General features: G+C 51.7%; 10 protein-coding genes. 7 read left to right on the forward strand and 3 right to left on the reverse strand.

The window, feature by feature from the left end; genetic code table 11:
* The first annotated feature begins 171 nt into the window (after positions 1 to 171).
* The 4 genes from NG346_RS09560 to NG346_RS09575 all read left to right on the forward strand — a co-directional run bounded on the left by NG346_RS09560 (position 172) and on the right by NG346_RS09575 (position 8,792).
* On the forward strand, positions 172 to 2,829 hold the full coding sequence (locus tag NG346_RS09560; protein ID WP_262288658.1) for a glycoside hydrolase family 95 protein: 2,658 nt from the start codon (positions 172 to 174) through the stop codon (positions 2,827 to 2,829).
* A 15-nt stretch (positions 2,830 to 2,844) separates the two neighbouring features.
* The gene (locus NG346_RS09565; protein WP_262288650.1) at positions 2,845 to 5,316 is read left to right on the forward strand and encodes a glycosyl hydrolase 115 family protein; all 2,472 of its coding nucleotides are present in this window, start codon (positions 2,845 to 2,847) and stop codon (positions 5,314 to 5,316) included.
* A 227-nt stretch (positions 5,317 to 5,543) separates the two neighbouring features.
* Positions 5,544 to 7,106 carry a glycoside hydrolase 43 family protein gene (locus tag NG346_RS09570; RefSeq protein ID WP_396266806.1) on the forward strand — a complete coding sequence of 521 codons (1,563 nt, stop codon included), beginning with the start codon at positions 5,544 to 5,546 and terminating at the stop codon, positions 7,104 to 7,106.
* A gap of 351 nt (positions 7,107 to 7,457) precedes the next feature.
* Positions 7,458 to 8,792 carry an NAD(P)-dependent oxidoreductase gene (locus tag NG346_RS09575; RefSeq protein WP_262288652.1) on the forward strand — a complete coding sequence of 445 codons (1,335 nt, stop codon included), beginning with the start codon at positions 7,458 to 7,460 and terminating at the stop codon, positions 8,790 to 8,792.
* A 142-nt stretch (positions 8,793 to 8,934) separates the two neighbouring features.
* Here the strand turns inward: NG346_RS09575 and NG346_RS09580 are convergent, their stop codons facing one another.
* Positions 8,935 to 9,885, reverse strand: coding sequence for a bile acid:sodium symporter family protein (locus NG346_RS09580; RefSeq protein WP_262288653.1), 951 nt, complete (start codon positions 9,883 to 9,885; stop codon positions 8,935 to 8,937).
* A gap of 311 nt (positions 9,886 to 10,196) precedes the next feature.
* On the opposite strand from NG346_RS09580, the gene NG346_RS09585 reads away from it, so the two are divergent.
* Together NG346_RS09585 and NG346_RS09590 are read left to right on the forward strand one after the other, a co-directional pair.
* Positions 10,197 to 10,775, forward strand: a complete 579-nt coding sequence (locus tag NG346_RS09585; RefSeq protein ID WP_262288654.1) for a sugar O-acetyltransferase — start codon at positions 10,197 to 10,199, stop codon at positions 10,773 to 10,775.
* A gap of 159 nt (positions 10,776 to 10,934) precedes the next feature.
* Positions 10,935 to 11,321 carry a hypothetical protein gene (locus NG346_RS09590; RefSeq protein WP_262288655.1) on the forward strand — a complete coding sequence of 129 codons (387 nt, stop codon included), beginning with the start codon at positions 10,935 to 10,937 and terminating at the stop codon, positions 11,319 to 11,321.
* A gap of 334 nt (positions 11,322 to 11,655) precedes the next feature.
* Here the strand turns inward: NG346_RS09590 and groL are convergent, their stop codons facing one another.
* Both groL and NG346_RS09600 read right to left on the reverse strand, forming a co-directional pair.
* Positions 11,656 to 13,275, reverse strand: a complete 1,620-nt coding sequence (gene groL, locus NG346_RS09595) for a chaperonin GroEL (protein WP_262279982.1) — start codon at positions 13,273 to 13,275, stop codon at positions 11,656 to 11,658.
* A 79-nt stretch (positions 13,276 to 13,354) separates the two neighbouring features.
* Positions 13,355 to 13,627, reverse strand: coding sequence for a co-chaperone GroES (locus NG346_RS09600; protein WP_154533616.1), 273 nt, complete (start codon positions 13,625 to 13,627; stop codon positions 13,355 to 13,357).
* 781 nt (positions 13,628 to 14,408) lie between these two features.
* Here NG346_RS09600 and htpG point away from each other — a divergent pair.
* A complete protein-coding gene (gene htpG / locus NG346_RS09605; RefSeq protein ID WP_262279983.1) occupies positions 14,409 to 16,466 on the forward strand; it encodes a molecular chaperone HtpG in 2,058 nt (685 codons plus the stop codon).
* Positions 16,467 to 16,536: the final 70 nt, after the last annotated feature.

Consider the following 16,536-nt stretch of genomic DNA (forward strand, 5'->3'; position numbering starts at 1 on the left):
ACACAAAAATAACGAATATGCAAAATACTGTTCGGATATTGACAAAGGAAACTAACAAAAGAGCAAAAATACATTTCATCTGCAACAAATAACAAGTAAAATGAAACGTTTGGCAAATAGACATTGAGACAAAATGCGTAACTTTGCAGAAATAACTGAAAACAACTCATGATGGCAAAGCTATTTCCTTCTATCTATACTTGGCGAACCAAAACCAAAGGGTATTTTCTGATGCTCTCTTCACTCCTGCTCATCTGTCTTCAGAGTTGGAGTACGAACCCTTCTATCCACGAAAGGTTGCTTTTGGAGTATCAGCAACCTGCCCGAAACTGGTGGGAAGCACTGCCCTTAGGCAACGGATTCATCGGGGCGATGGTCTACGGCGGTACTTTGCACGAGCGTATCGATCTCAATGAGACTACATTCTGGTCCGGATCACCTTACAACAACGATGCGCCACGTGCCAAAGATTCCTTGCAATGTGTGCGCGAACTGATTCGTCATGGTAAGGAGGAACAGGCCGAGGGTGTCATCAACCGTAACTTCTTCACCGGTAAGAACGGTATGCGCTTCTTGCCGTTGGGCTCGCTGCTCATTGACATGCCTACGGAAGGGCAGGGAAACAAACGTCAGCTCAAAGCATCGGCCAAGCTCTCTGGTGACAACCGCTACCATCGCTCTCTGTCTCTGGAGCAAGCGGTTAATACCACAACTTTCGTTCAAGACGGTGTGAAAATCAAGCGCACGGTCTTCACTTCTTTTGCCGGGCGTTTCATGGCGGTGCATCTCCAGGCTTCGCGAAAAGGTGCCTTGCACTTCAGTGTCTCGCTTTCCTCAATCCTCAACCACAAGGTAGAGACTCAACGACAGCAACTGTCGATGGTCTGTCAGGGTGAAGAACAGGAAGGCGTAAAGGCCGGACTGCATGCCGTGTGCAAGGTGGCTGTGAAAACCGACGGCAAAACGATGAGTCAAGACGATCGTCTGAGCATCACTCATGCCACCTCCGCTACCATCTATCTGACCGCTGCCACGAATTTCGTCAACTATCACGACATCAGCGATGACGCGGAAGGCAAGGCACAACTGGCGTTGGAGCAGGCTCTTGCCGGTAACTATGCCGAGCAACTTCGGGCACATATAGCTGCTTATCAGCCGCTTTTCAACACGGTAAGCTTAAGCATCAATCCCGCAAAATCACAAAGTCAGGTTCTTCCGACAGACGTTTTGCTCCAGCAATATCCTCAGCAGCAAGATCCCCGTCTTGTGACGCTGATGTTTCAATATGGCCGCTATCTCCTGCTCTCCTCATCACGCTCCGGCGGACAGGCTGCCAATCTGCAAGGTATCTGGAACAAGGAACGCAATGCACCGTGGGACAGCAAGTACACCATCAACATCAACACCGAGATGAACTACTGGCCGGCAGAGGTGACCAACCTCACTTCTACCCTGCCCCCTCTCTTTTCTCTCATCCACGATCTCAGCCAGACTGGTGCCCAAACCGCACAGACAATGTATGGCTGCCGTGGCTTTGTAGCTCATCACAACACCGACATCTGGCGTGTTGCCGGCCCGATCGACGGTGCTTACTGGGGCATGTTTCCCTGCGGTGGAGCGTGGCTGACAACGCATCTGTGGCAACACTATCTCTTCACAGGCGACAAGAGTTTCCTGCGTCAGTGGTATCCTGTTCTCCGCTCCGCCGCCCGCTTCCTGATGGACTATGGCCAGATCGTGCCCACAGATTCGCTCTATCAGTTCAACTCTCAACTTTCAACTTTCAACTCTGGTAGCACTTCTCTCGACTCTTGTAGCATTTCATTCAACACTCATCATTCAGCATTCAACATTCACAAAGCGTTTCTCCTCTCTCCGTCTGTCAGTCCTGAGCACGGCCCAATGGGTAAAAGCACGTCCGTAACAGCGGGTTGCACGATGGACAACCAGATTGCTTTCGACGCACTGTCCTCGGCTATCAGGGCTTCAGAAATACTCGGTACCGACACGACATTCCGCCACGAGGCACAAGAGAAGCTCGCTTTGCTGCCTCCCATGCAAGTAGGTCGCTACGGTCAACTGCAAGAATGGCTGCAAGACGGTGACAATCCGAAAGACGAGCACCGCCATATCTCTCATCTCTACGGGCTGTACCCGAGCAATCAGATTTCGCCTTTCAGCCATCCTGAGCTCTTCAGCGCCGCTCACACCACCCTGCTCCAGCGCGGCGATATGGCCACGGGATGGAGCTTAGGATGGAAGATCAACTTCTGGGCACGTATGCTCGACGGCGATCATGCGCTGCAAATCATCAACAACCTGCTGCACCTGCTACCTTGCGACTCACTGCAACGGCAGTATCCCAACGGCCGTGTCTATCCCAATCTCTTCGATGCGCATCCACCCTTTCAGATTGACGGTAACTTTGGTTTCACCGCTGGCATCGCCGAGATGCTGGTACAGAGTCACGACGGTGCCGTGCATCTCTTGCCAGCATTGCCTGCTGCCTGGCACGAGGGAAGCGTGAAGGGTATCAGAACCCGTGGTGGTTTCGTCGTCAGTGAACAGTGGAGCGACGGCAAGCTTAAACAAGCCACCATCACCTCTACCATCGGCGGCGTGCTGCGTCTGCGCGCTTACCAGCCACTGAAAAGTCAAGGATTGCGGGAAGCCAAAGGTGCTTGCCCCAATGCGCTGTTTGCTCCTGCTGTAGTCAGGAAGCTGCTCATCCACACAGAAAAAGTCGAAGAGGTAAAGATTCCGCGCGTATATGAATATGACATCGACACCCAACCCGGGAAGTCGTATGCCGTTTTTGGCATTAGATAATCTTTTATAAGCAATATGAACAAGATCCTCCTATTCTTATTATCTCTGTTTCCTCTACTGGCCAGTGCCAATGATTTTTGCATCGCCAAGCCCGGACAGCAGCCTGCCGCCATCGTCGTGGACACCACAGACTGGACGGGTGTCAGACTGGCAGCACGCGATCTCAGTGCTGACATTGGGCGTGTCTGCGGTAAAGCAGCACCCGTACTTGTCGTCTCATCAGCCAATCAGCCGGGACACGGACACATCATCGCCGGCACGCTCGGCAAGAGTAGAATGATCAGCAACATCGTCAAAGCCCATAAAATCGACGTCAGGAAACTGCGCGGTCAATGGGAGAGCTATCTCATCGACGTTGTTGACGGCAATCTCGTCATCGTCGGCTCAGACAAGCGCGGCACCATCTACGGCATCTATGAACTCAGTCGCGAGATGGGCGTGTCGCCGTGGTACTGGTGGGCTGATGTTCCCGTGAAGCACCAAGACCATATTGTATATAGCAACGGCCGTCAATACCAGCCCTCTCCAAGAGTAAAGTACCGCGGCATCTTCCTCAACGATGAGGCTCCCTGCCTGACAACATGGGTAAAAAACACCTATGGCACAAACTACGGCGACCACCGTTTCTACGACCGCGTCTTTGAGTTGCTGCTCAGATTAAAGGCAAACTTCATGTGGCCGGCCATGTGGGGCTGGGCCTTCTATGCCGACGACGCACTGAACAGCAAGACTGCTGACGACCGTGGCATCATCATCGGCACCTCACATCACGAGCCGATGTGCCGCTCACAAAAGGAATGGCATGGCCATACCGACGACCCGAACGTAGAGCCGCAGGACCGCGCTTCACGTGAGGCAGCAGGCGGACAGTGGGATTATACCACCAACCAGAAGGCCTTGGACAACTTTTGGGCAGGTGGCGTACGCCGCAACAAAAATACGGAAGACATCGTCACCATCGGCATGCGCGGCGACGGCGACATGGCCATGAGCGAAGACACAAACATTCAGCTCATGGAGAAAATCATCCGCAACCAGCGACGCATCATCGAGAAAGAGCGTGGCAAGAAGGCCAGCGAGGTGCCGCAGGTATGGGCTCTCTACAAAGAGGTGATGGACTACTACGACGCCGGACTGCGTGTGCCCGATGATGTGATACTGCTGCTCTGTGATGACAACTGGGGCGACGTACGTCGTGTGCCTACGCCAAAAGAGCGCAATCGCAAAGGCGGATGGGGACTCTACTATCATGTCGACTATGTGGGGGCTCCGAGAAACTCGAAATGGATCAACGTGACGCCCATTCAGAATATGTGGGAACAGCTGACGCTGGCTGCCGAAAACGGTATCGACCGGCTGTGGATCCTCAATGTCGGTGATCTCAAACCGATGGAATATCCCATCCAGCTCTTCATCGACATGGCATGGAACCCCACTGCCTACACCACAGAAAACCTCTTGGATCACACCCGCCGCTTCTGTGCGGCTGCCTTCGGCGAGGAGCAGGCTGCGGAGGCCGCGCGTATTCTTAACCTGCAATGCAAGTTTGCCGGACGCTGCACAGCGGAGATGCTCGACGCCAAGACCTACAGTCTGAAGGATGGCGAATGGGAGAAGGCGGTCAGCGACTACGCTGCCTTGGAGCGTGACGCCCTACGCCAATACACTGCTCTGCCCGAGAGTTGTCGCGACGCTTACCAGGAACTCATCCTCTTCCCCGTGCAGGCAATGGCCAATCTCTACGACATGTACTATGCCCAAGCCATGAACCATCAGCTCTATGAGCAGGGCAACCCCGATGCCAACACGTGGGCGGAGCGCTGCCGCCACGACTTCCGTCGTGACTCTCTGCTCTGTGCTGCCTACAATCACAATATGGCAGGAGGCAAATGGAACGGCATGATGATCCAGAAACACATCGGATACACCACCTGGAATGACAACTTCCCCCACGACATGCTGCCGAAACTCTATCAGGTGAAACCACGTACCGACAGCTGGATCATCGATGCCAAGGGAGACAAAGTGGTCTTGGAGGCCGAACACTACTTTAGCAAGCGCGACGGCGAAGGCGCACGCTGGATCGACATCCCATTCATGGGACCGTCACTCGGTGCCATGACGCTGCGGCCAACTACAGCATCGGTCAACGGCGCACAACTGGAGTATCGCTTCCGTGGTATGCAACCCACCGACAGCGTGACCATCACCGTGACAACGAAATGCACGCTCGACTTCCTCAACCAGGGTGGACTGCGCTACCGCGTGAGCCTCGACGGCAAGGGCGAGACGGTGAACTTCAACGCCAACCTCAATGAGAAGCCGGAGAATATTTACAGCATCTACTACCCAACGGTAGCCCGCCGCATCGTTGAAAAGCAGGTCACGCTGCCGTTGCAACAGCTGAGCGACGGCATCCATCGCCTCGTCTTCGAACCGCTCGACCCGGGTGTGGTGTTAGAGAAAATAACAATAAAGACTAAATAAATTAGATGCTTGTTTCATGTATATATCATTTACATGGATGTTCATGAACTGACTTTGAATTACTCATCAACATCATCGTTGTAAATAATTCGTGGTTAATTCATGGCAATTCCATGTTCTACAAAGAAGATCTGAACGTTCATGAATCAAGCAGATTAGAAACAGACAAATCAATGAAAGCAAAAACAATCCCTGCCCTTCTGCTTCTCGCCGCGCTGTCGCTGCCCATGATGGCAACGGAGACGGTGAAGAAGCCCATGGGCAAAATCGTGAATCACGAAGCTTCGCAGACCGCAATGTTCTCCAATCCCGTCATCTGGTCGGACGTGCCCGACATGGACTTGATCCGTGTGGGCAGCGACTACTACATGGTCTCGACGACGATGCACCTCATGCCGGGCGGTCCCATCATGCACTCGCGCGACCTTGTCAACTGGCAGACGGTGGGCTACATCTTCGACAAACTCACAGACTCGCCTAAATATAATATGGAGCAGGGCACCGTCTACGGCCGCGGGCAGTGGGCCACCTCGCTGAAGTATCACAAAGGACGGTTTTATGCACTCTTCGCTCCCAATGACAATCCTGGTGGCGAGACGTATATCATGACGGCCAAGAAGGCAGAAGGACCGTGGACACTCGTCAGCCGGTTGCCCCATTTCCACGACGCCACGCTGTTCTTCGACGATGACGACCGTGCGTATGTCTTCTATGCTACCGGCGAGATGGTGGAGCTCAGCAGCGATCTCAAGTCGGTCGTGGACGGATCTCACCGCCAGCTCTTCCAGCGCGACAGTGAGGAGAAGGGACTCCTCGAAGGTTCTCGTGTCATCAAACACGACGGATACTACTACTTGCAGATGATTTCCTGGACCAACGGTCATCCGCGCCGCGAAATCGTTTACCGCGCAAAAGACATCCAAGGCCCATACACTAAGCGTGTGATGCTCGAGACAGAGTTCGGAGGATACGGCGGTGTCGGGCAGGGCACGATAGTAGACACGCCAGATGGCCGCTGGTTTGCGCTGATCTTCCAGGACCGTGGCGGTGTGGGCCGCGTGCCGACGCTCTCTCCTGTCCGCTGGACCGACGGCTGGCCGAAGGTGGACTATGTGCCCGCAACGATGGAGGTACCCTTTGCGGGCAATAAGAAGACGAGCATCGTCAACAGCGATGAGTTCAACAAGTCTACACTGAGCCTCGACTGGCAGTGGAACCACAACCCCATCGACAACGCCTGGTCGCTCACCGAGCGCCGTGGCTGGCTGCGTCTGCATACGGCTGCTGTGGCTCCCAACATCTTTCTGGCCCGCAACACACTGACCACTCGCATGATGGGACCACAGAGCGAGGGCATCATCCGCATGGATGTCAGCAAGATGCAGGATGGCGATGTGGCAGGCTTCTGTGCCTTTCAGAACGATGCCGCCCTGCTCTCCATAGTGAAAGAAAAGGGTAAGAAATATATCGTGGCCTCGACGGACTCTGTGGAGATGGAGTCAAAAGATCACCATGTCCTTGCCGATCATCGTCACGAAGTCTACCGCAAGGTCTTGTCACAGAACATCGTCTACTTGAAGGTGAGTGCTGATTTCCGTCTCCACAAAGATGTGGCCTCACTGGCCTACAGCCTCGACGGCAAGCATTGGACAACGGTTTTGAGCGGCTTCAAACTCGTCTTCGACTACCGTCGCTTCTTCATGGGCACACGCTTCGGCATCTACAACTATGCCACCCGGCAGCTTGGCGGAAAGGTAGACATCGATTGGTTTCACTTCAAAGTCAAGTAAGAAGAACTCAAGAATTTGAGAATTAGAGAATTACTGCATACCGTATGGAATCTAAAAGAATTGCCTGAACGAAAACAGCAAAGCAACTTATATTCCCCAATTTTTATTAATGCACAATAATGCGCAGGAGATTCTTTAATTCTCAAATTCTTGATAATAAGTAAATAGCAAGTGATTATGCTTCAACTTCATTTGCTGAATAGAGATTTCTTCTCGGTTTGAGGTTAATCTTATTTAATTTTTTACAGAATATAACGAAGCGTACGGATATAATACGTACTTTTGTAAACCCTATCTGACAAAACAAGCTTTTAATAACCACAACCAATCTCTACAAAACATCGTAACAACATGAAGAAAGAGCAAATCGACTATAGCACACCGCAGCCCCTGACGATGCAGGAAGCGATCACGGAGGCCAAGCGCTGTCTCCACTGCAAGGTGCCAATGTGCCGCAAGGGCTGTCCCATCGGCAATGACATTCCCTCGTTTATCCATCAACTCTCCAAGGGCAACCTCGGAGACGCCATGGCCATCATCAACGAGACGTCGAACCTGCCGGCAATCTGCGGACGCGTCTGCCCACACGAGAAGCAATGCCAGGGTCACTGCGTGCTCAACAAGAAAGGCAACCCCGTGAAGATCGGCAGCCTGGAGGCTTTCATCGCTGACTTCGACACACAGATGCGCCTGCAACGCGAAAAGCTGCCACAAAAGACGCGTGGCAATATCGCCGTCATCGGATCGGGACCTGCCGGACTCACCGTTGCGGGCAATCTGGCTCGCAAAGGTTTCGCCGTGACGATCTACGAGGGACTTGAGGAGCCTGGCGGCGTGCTGATGTTCGGCATTCCCGAATACCGTCTGCCCAAGGCGGTGGTAAGAGCAGAAATTGAGAAGATTGCCGAGCTCGGTGTCAACTTCATCACCAACACCATGGTGGGCGAGAACGGCATCACCGTCGACTATCTCTTCGCGCATGGCTTCGACGCTATCTTCATGGGCACGGGAACCGCTGTGCCACAGAACATGGACGACGTGCCGGGAGCCAAGCTCCACGGTGTGAGCCAGTCGACCTACTTGCTCCATCAGTTCAACGCTTATCAGGAAGGTGCCATCGCCCGCAATATGGTGCCGTTGCGTGCCGGAGAACGTGTCGGCGTCATCGGCGGCGGCAACGTTGCCATGGATGCTGCCCGCACTGCCATTCGCTTGGGTGCCGAAGTGACGGTCATCTACCGACGCACGCAGGAAGAGATGCCTGCCATACAAAGCGAATATGACGAAGCCGTCAAAGAGGGCGTGAAGTTCTGGTGGAAGTCCAGCGTCACGGAGTTTATTGCCGGTGAGCCCGGACGACTCGGCAGCGTGACCGTACACACCGACGATGGTGACCGCGAAGAGCACTTTGACCGCATTTTCCTGGCCATCGGCTCGCGTCCCGCCAACCGCATCGTGTCTACGACAGATGGCATCGATGTCGACGAGAAAGGCTATGTCAAGATCTTGGAGCGTCCCTTTGGCATGACCACGCGGCGCGGCGTCTTTGCCGGTGGCGACGTGGTGCACCGTCCACAGACCGTCGTCCTCGCCATGAAAGCCGCACAGGAGGTGGCGCAAGGTATCGAGCAGTACGTCGATGCCGTGAAGTTGATGCAGGACATCGAGAAACGGGAAGAAGAATAACGACAAAGGTTTAACACAAATCACCGCCATTGCTTACGGACAGTAGCCAATATTTGCGCTTACACCTTATATATATATAGGTAACAAAAAAACTCGTGCGACTTTAGGGTCACACGAGTTTTTTGTGATTCTATGTCTTCTTTCATTGTTCTGCCTTCTCCTTTTTCTCTTGCTGCTTGGCGTAGATCTTGGCGACGACAGCACCGCTGACATTATGCCACACAGAGAAAACGGCACCGGGGACGGTAGCCATCGGATACATGGCGAAGTGAACGGCAGCCAATGAACTGGCGAGACCGGAGTTTTGCATGCCTACTTCTATGGAGATCGCTGAGCATTTCTTGTGAGACAAACGGAGCGCACGACCGACGAGATAACCCATGCTCAAGCCGCAAATGTTGTGCAACACCACGACGAGCACGATGAGCAAGCCGCCCGTAAGCAGTTTCGGAGCATTGGCACTGACGATAATACCGACGATCAACGCAATCATCACTGAAGAGAAAGCTGGCAGATAAGCTGATAGTCGTTGCGTCTGTCTTGGAAACAGTTTCTTGAAGACAAAGCCCAAGATGATGGGCAGAATGACTACTTCAATGATGCTCAGGAACATGCCAAGAGCATTGACGTGCACACGCTCACCGGCATAGAGCAAGGTGAGTAGTGGCGTGAGAAAAGGAGCCAGCACCGTGCTGACCGTGGTCATGCCCACCGACAGCGCGAGGTCACCCTTGGCCAAATAGGTCATTACATTTGAGGCGGTACCGCCGGGACAACAGCCGACAAGGATGACACCAATAGCCAGTTCATCGCTCAGACCAAAGACGCGCGACAGCAGGAAGGCGGTCAACGGCATGATGATGAATTGAGCCAGGCTGCCGATGATGATGTCCTTTGGACGAGTGAAGACTACCTTGAAGTCGTGTGGATCCAAGGTCAGTCCCATGCCGAACATGACCAGTCCAAGCAACGGCGTGATCCACGAGGTTGAAATCCAGTTGAATGATGCCGGTAACAAAAGCGCCATCGCTGCTACCACAATGACGATTCCTGCCATATACTTTGAAATGAAATTGCAAATCTTGTTCAGCATGATGCTTTATCTTTCTATTCTTTTACTTTATTATTAATTGTGGAGCAAAAGTACAAAATATTATCCAAACGACAGAACAAACCAATGATTTTCCAAGTAGAATGTATATTGTTGAGATCACGCGAAGACAATGATAAGGTAAATAGTCCGCTCGAAGACGTCAGCCTCTCAGTTTTTATTCGTACCTTTGCCGTGCCGTGCTGATGAATTGCGGCTTTGTTAGCACCACTCAGGTACGTTGTTTTTCTGCATGGTTAAATTTTAATTTATACGAAAGTCAAAGACTATTGTGGTGCAATCTTTAGGGAAATATGGAAAAGGAAGACGTCTTTCAGCAGATGAAAAGCGGTAATTGGTACCAAGCCAATGCCCCAGAACTGATAAAGTGCCTGCGACGCAGTCAGCAGGAAATCTTTGAAATCAACCAAATGCCGCCAAGTCAAATCGACGAGCGCAACCGGCGCATTGCCAAGTTCTTTGGCGCTGCTGGTGAGGGCTTACACGTCAACACACCGATATATTGCGACTTTGGCTTCAATATCAAGGTGGGCAAGCATTTCTTTGCCAACTACAATCTCACGGTGCTTGACGAGGCAGAGGTGACTTTCGGCGACAATGTCTTCATCGGACCTAACTGCAATTTCTACACCGCCATTCACCCCATTGATGTGGAGCGACGCAACCAACAGGTAGGGAAATCGAAGCCTATCCATGTCGGCGACAACGTATGGTTTGGCGGCAACGTCACTGTTTTACCCGGAGTGACCATCGGCAACAATACGACTATTGGCGCCGGATCGGTGGTGACCCACGACATTCCCGACGGTGTGGTCGCTGTCGGCAATCCGTGCAGAGTGATCAGAACAGTAGCAGTAAGCAGTAAAGACTAACCTATGCATGCTCTGCCTTTTCCATAATATTAGGCAAATAAGAACGCAATCGGGATGGAGAATAATGCAACCTTGTAACCGGTAAAAAATAAGGTGAGTGTCGACAGTTACAAAAAAACATATTATCTTTGCACGTATATACAATCTTTATAAGCAGCAATGGAATTAGGTATATACGAGCAGATCATCAACAGGTTCTTCAAAAGGAAGCTGGACGAGATGGACCAATGTAAATACTACATTGGCAAGAAGCCTATCGACAAAAGCAATATTGCAGAGTATCTCTCGCAATATCTCCATGCGCTCATCAAGCAACTCTTCAATCAGCTTGGCGATGACGACCGTGATTTACAGAAGGGTATTGACATTGCCAACTCCATCATCAAGCAGCTATCCTTTGATTTCTGTATTAAAGATGACAATCTCATAGATGCGCAGAACCAAATTCTCACTGCTGTCATCGACAAGTCGAAAAATGATTATCCCGACATAGAGCAGCATCTGGCCGATGTCCGCCCCACGTCGAGTATGCTGGTGTTGTTGTAATTACATGTGGTAACTATGCGAGCAAAAAGTGCCTTCTTGCAGCAACGTTTTTTATATCGGTTGACGATATGGTCATAGAGCTGCATTACGGCATCAATAAGCTGACTCGATGACAGTAGTCGGGTGTGATGCGGTTTGAATAATCTCTTCCATAGTTGGTGGTATTTGAGTTGTAAATTCAATAAAAAAATGACCTGATCGTGATGACTTCTTTTCGGGGAAAATCCTATGAATAGAATCAGCGTCGTTGCGTATGGACACAAAAAAAGAGGTGGCAAGCAACATGGCTTGCCACCTCTTCGTGGTTATGAGTATCTTTATTTCGATGTCTCAATTACATCATTCCGGGCTGAGCGGCTGGCATAGCCGGCTTCTCCTCAGGCTTGTCGCAGATGAGGCACTCAGTGGTCAGGAACATACCTGCTACGGAAGCAGCGTTCTCCAGAGCCACACGCTCTACCTTGGCGGGGTCGATGACACCAGCCTGACGCAGGTCTTCGTACTTGTCCTCACGGGCATTGTAACCGAAGTCGCCCTTGCCCTCGCGAACCTTGTTCACCACGACAGCGCCCTCGCCACCGGCGTTGAAGACGATCTGACGCAGCGGCTCCTCGATAGCGCGGCGTACGATGTTGATACCAGTCTGCTCATCAGCGTTGTCGCCCTTGAGATCCTTCAGCTCTTCCTGAGCGCGGATGTATGTGGTACCGCCACCAACTACAACACCTTCCTCGCTGGCTGCACGTGTAGCGCAGAGTGCGTCGTCGCAACGATCCTTCTTTTCCTTCATCTCCACCTCGGAGTTAGCACCGACATAGAGCACAGCGACACCACCGCTGAGCTTGCCGAGGCGCTCCTGCAGCTTCTCCTTGTCGTAAGAGCTCTTGGTGTTGGCAATCTCGTTCTTGATCTGGTTGACGCGCTCCTGGATGTTCTCCTTAGCACCGGCACCGCCGACGATCGTCGTGTCGTCCTTGGTGATAGTCACCTTCTTGGCGGAGCCCAGCATGTCAAGCGTAGCCTGCTCGAGCTTCAGACCCTTCTCCTCGCTGATGACAACGCCACCGGTCAGGACTGCGATGTCCTCAAGCATAGCCTTGCGACGGTCGCCGAAGCCAGGAGCCTTGACAGCGCAGATCTTCAGACCACCACGCAGACGGTTGACAACCAATGTCGTCAGAGCCTCAGAGTCTACATCCTCAGCGATGACGAGCAGTGGACGGCCACTCTCGGCAGCAGGCTGCAGGATAGGCAAGAACTCCTTGAGGTTGCTGATCTTCTTGTCGTAGATGAGGATGTAAGGATTCTCCATGACGCACTCCATCTTGTCGGTGTCGGTCACGAAGTAGCCAGACAGATAGCCACGGTCGAACTGCATACCCTGAACCACGCCGATGCTGGTGTCGCGGGTCTTGCTCTCCTCGATGGTGATCACGCCGTCCTTGGAGACTTTGCGCATAGCGTCGGCGATAAGCTTACCAATCTCTGGATCGTTGTTGGCACTGACGGTAGCGACCTGCTCGATCTTGTCGTAGTTGTCGCCGACCTGCTCAGCGTTGGTCTTGATATAGTCGATGACCTTGGCCACGGCCTTGTCGATACCGCGCTTCAGATCCATTGGGTTAGCACCTGCAGTGACGTTCTTCAGACCCTCTGTGACGATGGCCTGTGTCAGGATGGTAGCTGTGGTGGTACCGTCGCCGGCGTCGTCACCAGTCTTGCTGGCTACGCTCTTGACGAGCTGGGCGCCAGTGTTCTCGAACTTATCCTCAAGTTCCACCTCCTTAGCGACGGTGACACCGTCCTTGGTGATCTGAGGAGCACCGAATTTCTTCTCGATGATGACGTTACGGCCCTTAGGACCGAGTGTAACCTTTACAGCGTTGGCCAACTGGTCAACACCAGCCTTGATGAGGTTGCGGGCTTCTGTATTGTATTTGATAATCTTTGCCATAGTTGTGATTTCCTATTTTTAATGTTATGATAATAGTAAACTGATTGAGTGAAAACAGATGTCTGCGCTCGGCAGATCTTTAGTCCTCTACGACAGCGAGCACGTCGCTCTGACGCATCATCAAGTATTTCTTGTCGCCATCCTCCAGCTCTGTTCCGGCATATTTGCCATAGAGCACGGTGTCGCCCTTCTTCAGAACCATAGGATCGTCTTTAGTGCCTTGGCCGACGGCGACGATCTCGCCGCGCTGTGGTTTCTCCTTGGCTGTGTCAGGAATGATGATTCCACCTACTTTCTCCTCAGCTGGTGCAGGAAGTACCAGCACTCTGTCTGCTAATGGTTTAATTGTCATAATTGCTATGTTTTTTATGTTTAACTTCAAATTGGTTGTTGCGTTTCGCTAACCAACCGTGTAATTGCCAAAATCGTGCCAAAAGGAAAGCAGCCTCCACACTGACAAGAGTGGCAGACTTCGACGTGACATCTTGTCTGTGTCCCAGCTTGAAGCACCCTATATATAAATAAGGTGTAAAGGATATAGACCCAATAAAAACTGACAAAACGCAAAAAACTCATTTTTGCTTCCAGATAAAAACGATGGTGTGACTTGGTGTGTTTTGCTTCGTTTTTTTATGATTTCGGCGGTTTGACCATGTCATCTCGGTGATTTGATCCTGTCATCCTGCCGAGATGACCTTCTCATTTCACCGAGATGACAGCATCATTCCACCGAGATGACAGGATTATTGGACTGTTTCTGTGGTAATTCCCAATAATTTTGCAAATAGCAAAGAAGCAACGTTGATATAACGCATTAACCATCAACGCATTACAAAAAAGGCACGAAATTCACGAAATCATGGCCGGCAAGCCGTTTGACTCAAAAGAATCGATTCTCAGAGCAGATCATTGTCAATAGATTAAACAAAAATCCCCAATCCACAGTAATCACTACTCTGATTGGGGCCTTTAACCTTTTAAAAAAACTAACCTTAACCTATTGAAATGAATCTATGTTGCAAATATAACAATTTTCTTTCAAAGTATTGTCAACATTTCGGTAAAATTTCAAAAAAATCTTCGTGGCACGCTTTTTGCATTTTTATCGGCAAAAACTAATAAGAAAGCGTACCATGAAAAAAGGTAATATTGGGGTTACAACAGAGAACATTTTCCCCGTCATCAAAAAGTTCTTGTATTCCGATCATGAGATTTTCCTGCGTGAAATGGTCTCCAACGCTGTCGATGCTACGCAGAAGTTGAAGACATTGGCGCAGAAGGGCGACTTCAAGGGCGAGCTCGGCGACCTGACGATTCACGTCAAGCTCGACAAAGATGCCAAGACGCTGACCATCAGCGACCGCGGACTCGGTATGACCGCTGAGGAGATCGACAAATACATCAACCAAATCGCTTTCTCAGGTGTCACTGACTTCCTGACGAAATACAAGGATGAGGCCAATGCCATCATCGGACACTTCGGACTCGGCTTCTACTCCAGCTTTATGGTGTCTGACAAGGTCGAAATCATCACCAAGAGCTATCAGGAGGGCGCACAAGCCATGCACTGGACATGCGACGGCTCACCAGAGTTTACGCTTGAGGAGACTGAGAAGGCTGACCGCGGTACCGACATCGTGCTGCACATCGCTGACGACTGCAAGGAATTTCTTGAGAAGACGCGTATCACGGCTTTGCTGAATAAGTACTGCAAGTTCATGGCAGTGCCTATCGCCTTTGGCAAGAAGACAGAATGGAAGGATGGCAAGGAAGTGGAGACGCAGGACGACAACATCATCAACAGCGTGGAACCTCTGTGGACCAAGACACCGTCGACACTGAAAGACGAGGACTATAAGAACTTCTACCGTACGCTCTATCCGATGCAGGACGAGCCGCTGTTCTGGATTCACCTCAACGTCGACTTCCCGTTCCATCTGACGGGTATCCTCTACTTCCCGCGCGTCCACAGCAATCTCGACCTGCAGCGCAACAAGATCCAGCTCTATTGCAACCAGGTCTTCGTCACGGATCAGGTAGAGGGCATTGTGCCGGACTTCCTGACGCTGCTCCATGGTGTCATCGACTCGCCGGATATCCCGTTGAACGTCAGCCGCAGCTATCTGCAGAGCGACGCCAACGTGAAGAAGATCTCGACATATATCACTAAGAAGGTGGCAGACCGCTTGCAGCAGACCTTTAAGGACGACCGCAAGGACTATGAGGCTAAGTGGGACGACCTGAAGCTCTTCATCAACTACGGCATGCTCTCGCAGGAGGACTTCTACGACCGTGCCAAGGACTTCGCGCTGTTCAAGGACATCAATGGCAAGTACTTCACCATGGAGGAGTACAAGACGCTCATCAAGGACAACCAGACCGATAAGAACGGTGACCTCGTCTATCTCTATGCCACCAACAAGAACGACCAGTATTCTTATATAAAGGCTGCCGAGGACAAGGGCTACAGCGTGCTGTTGATGGACGGCCAGCTCGACATGCCGATGGTGTCGATGCTCGAGCAGAAGCTGGAGAAGAGCCGCTTCGCACGTGTCGACGCTGACATCATCGACCGTCTCATCCAAAAGGAGGACGCAAAGAAGAGTGCTCTGGAAGCCGACGACCGCGACAAACTGTCAGAGGTGTTCCGCTCGCAGATGCCTGTAGACACCAAGGCTACATTCAACGTCGACATGGAGGCACTCGGCGAGCAGGCTCAGCCGGTGCTGATCACGGAGAGTGAGTACATGCGTCGTATGAAGGATATGAGCCACTTCCAGCCGGGAATGAGCTTCTATGGTCAGATGCCGGACAGCTACACGGTGGTGCTCAACACCGACCACGCTCTCGTGAAAGAGGTGCTCGACGAGACCCATAAGGCTACCGACGAGGCTTTGGAGCCGATCGAGAGTGAACTCAAAGGCCAGCAGGCTCGTCTTGCAGCCCTTCATCAGAGTCAGAGCAAGAAGAAACCAGAGGAGATCACCAAAGAGGAAAAAGACGATCTCGAAAAGACGGAGAAGGCTGTCAACGAGCAGCGCGATAAGAAGAACAAGATCCTCTGCGACTATGCCAAGGACAACAAGATCGTGCATCAGCTCATCGACCTGGCTCTCCTGCAGAACGGTATGCTCAAGGGCAAAGCCCTCGACGAGTTCCTCAAGAGATCGGTGGAGATGATCAAGAAGTAAAAGACCAGCCTCTCTTCTCCCCCTGCCCCCGTCCTCTCCCCAAGGGGAAAGGAGGGGATCTGCACACCAC

The organism is Hallella absiana (assembly GCF_025457485.1).
GTDB classification, from domain to species: Bacteria; Bacteroidota; Bacteroidia; order Bacteroidales; family Bacteroidaceae; genus Prevotella; species Prevotella absiana.

What these genes read in the sequence shown, in the direction of transcription:
- NG346_RS09580 (WP_262288653.1), bottom strand. Translation starts at nt 9,885, where the DNA reads ATGCTGAACAAGATTTGCAATTTCATTTCAAAGTATATGGCAGGAATC.
- groL (WP_262279982.1), bottom strand. Translation starts at nt 13,275, where the DNA reads ATGGCAAAGATTATCAAATACAATACAGAAGCCCGCAACCTCATCAAG.
- NG346_RS09565 (WP_262288650.1), top strand. Translation starts at nt 2,845, where the DNA reads ATGAACAAGATCCTCCTATTCTTATTATCTCTGTTTCCTCTACTGGCC.
- NG346_RS09560 (WP_262288658.1), top strand. Translation starts at nt 172, where the DNA reads ATGGCAAAGCTATTTCCTTCTATCTATACTTGGCGAACCAAAACCAAA.
- NG346_RS09600 (WP_154533616.1), bottom strand. Translation starts at nt 13,627, where the DNA reads ATGACAATTAAACCATTAGCAGACAGAGTGCTGGTACTTCCTGCACCA.
- NG346_RS09570 (WP_396266806.1), top strand. Translation starts at nt 5,544, where the DNA reads ATGATGGCAACGGAGACGGTGAAGAAGCCCATGGGCAAAATCGTGAAT.
- htpG (WP_262279983.1), top strand. Translation starts at nt 14,409, where the DNA reads ATGAAAAAAGGTAATATTGGGGTTACAACAGAGAACATTTTCCCCGTC.
- NG346_RS09590 (WP_262288655.1), top strand. Translation starts at nt 10,935, where the DNA reads ATGGAATTAGGTATATACGAGCAGATCATCAACAGGTTCTTCAAAAGG.
- NG346_RS09575 (WP_262288652.1), top strand. Translation starts at nt 7,458, where the DNA reads ATGAAGAAAGAGCAAATCGACTATAGCACACCGCAGCCCCTGACGATG.
- NG346_RS09585 (WP_262288654.1), top strand. Translation starts at nt 10,197, where the DNA reads ATGGAAAAGGAAGACGTCTTTCAGCAGATGAAAAGCGGTAATTGGTAC.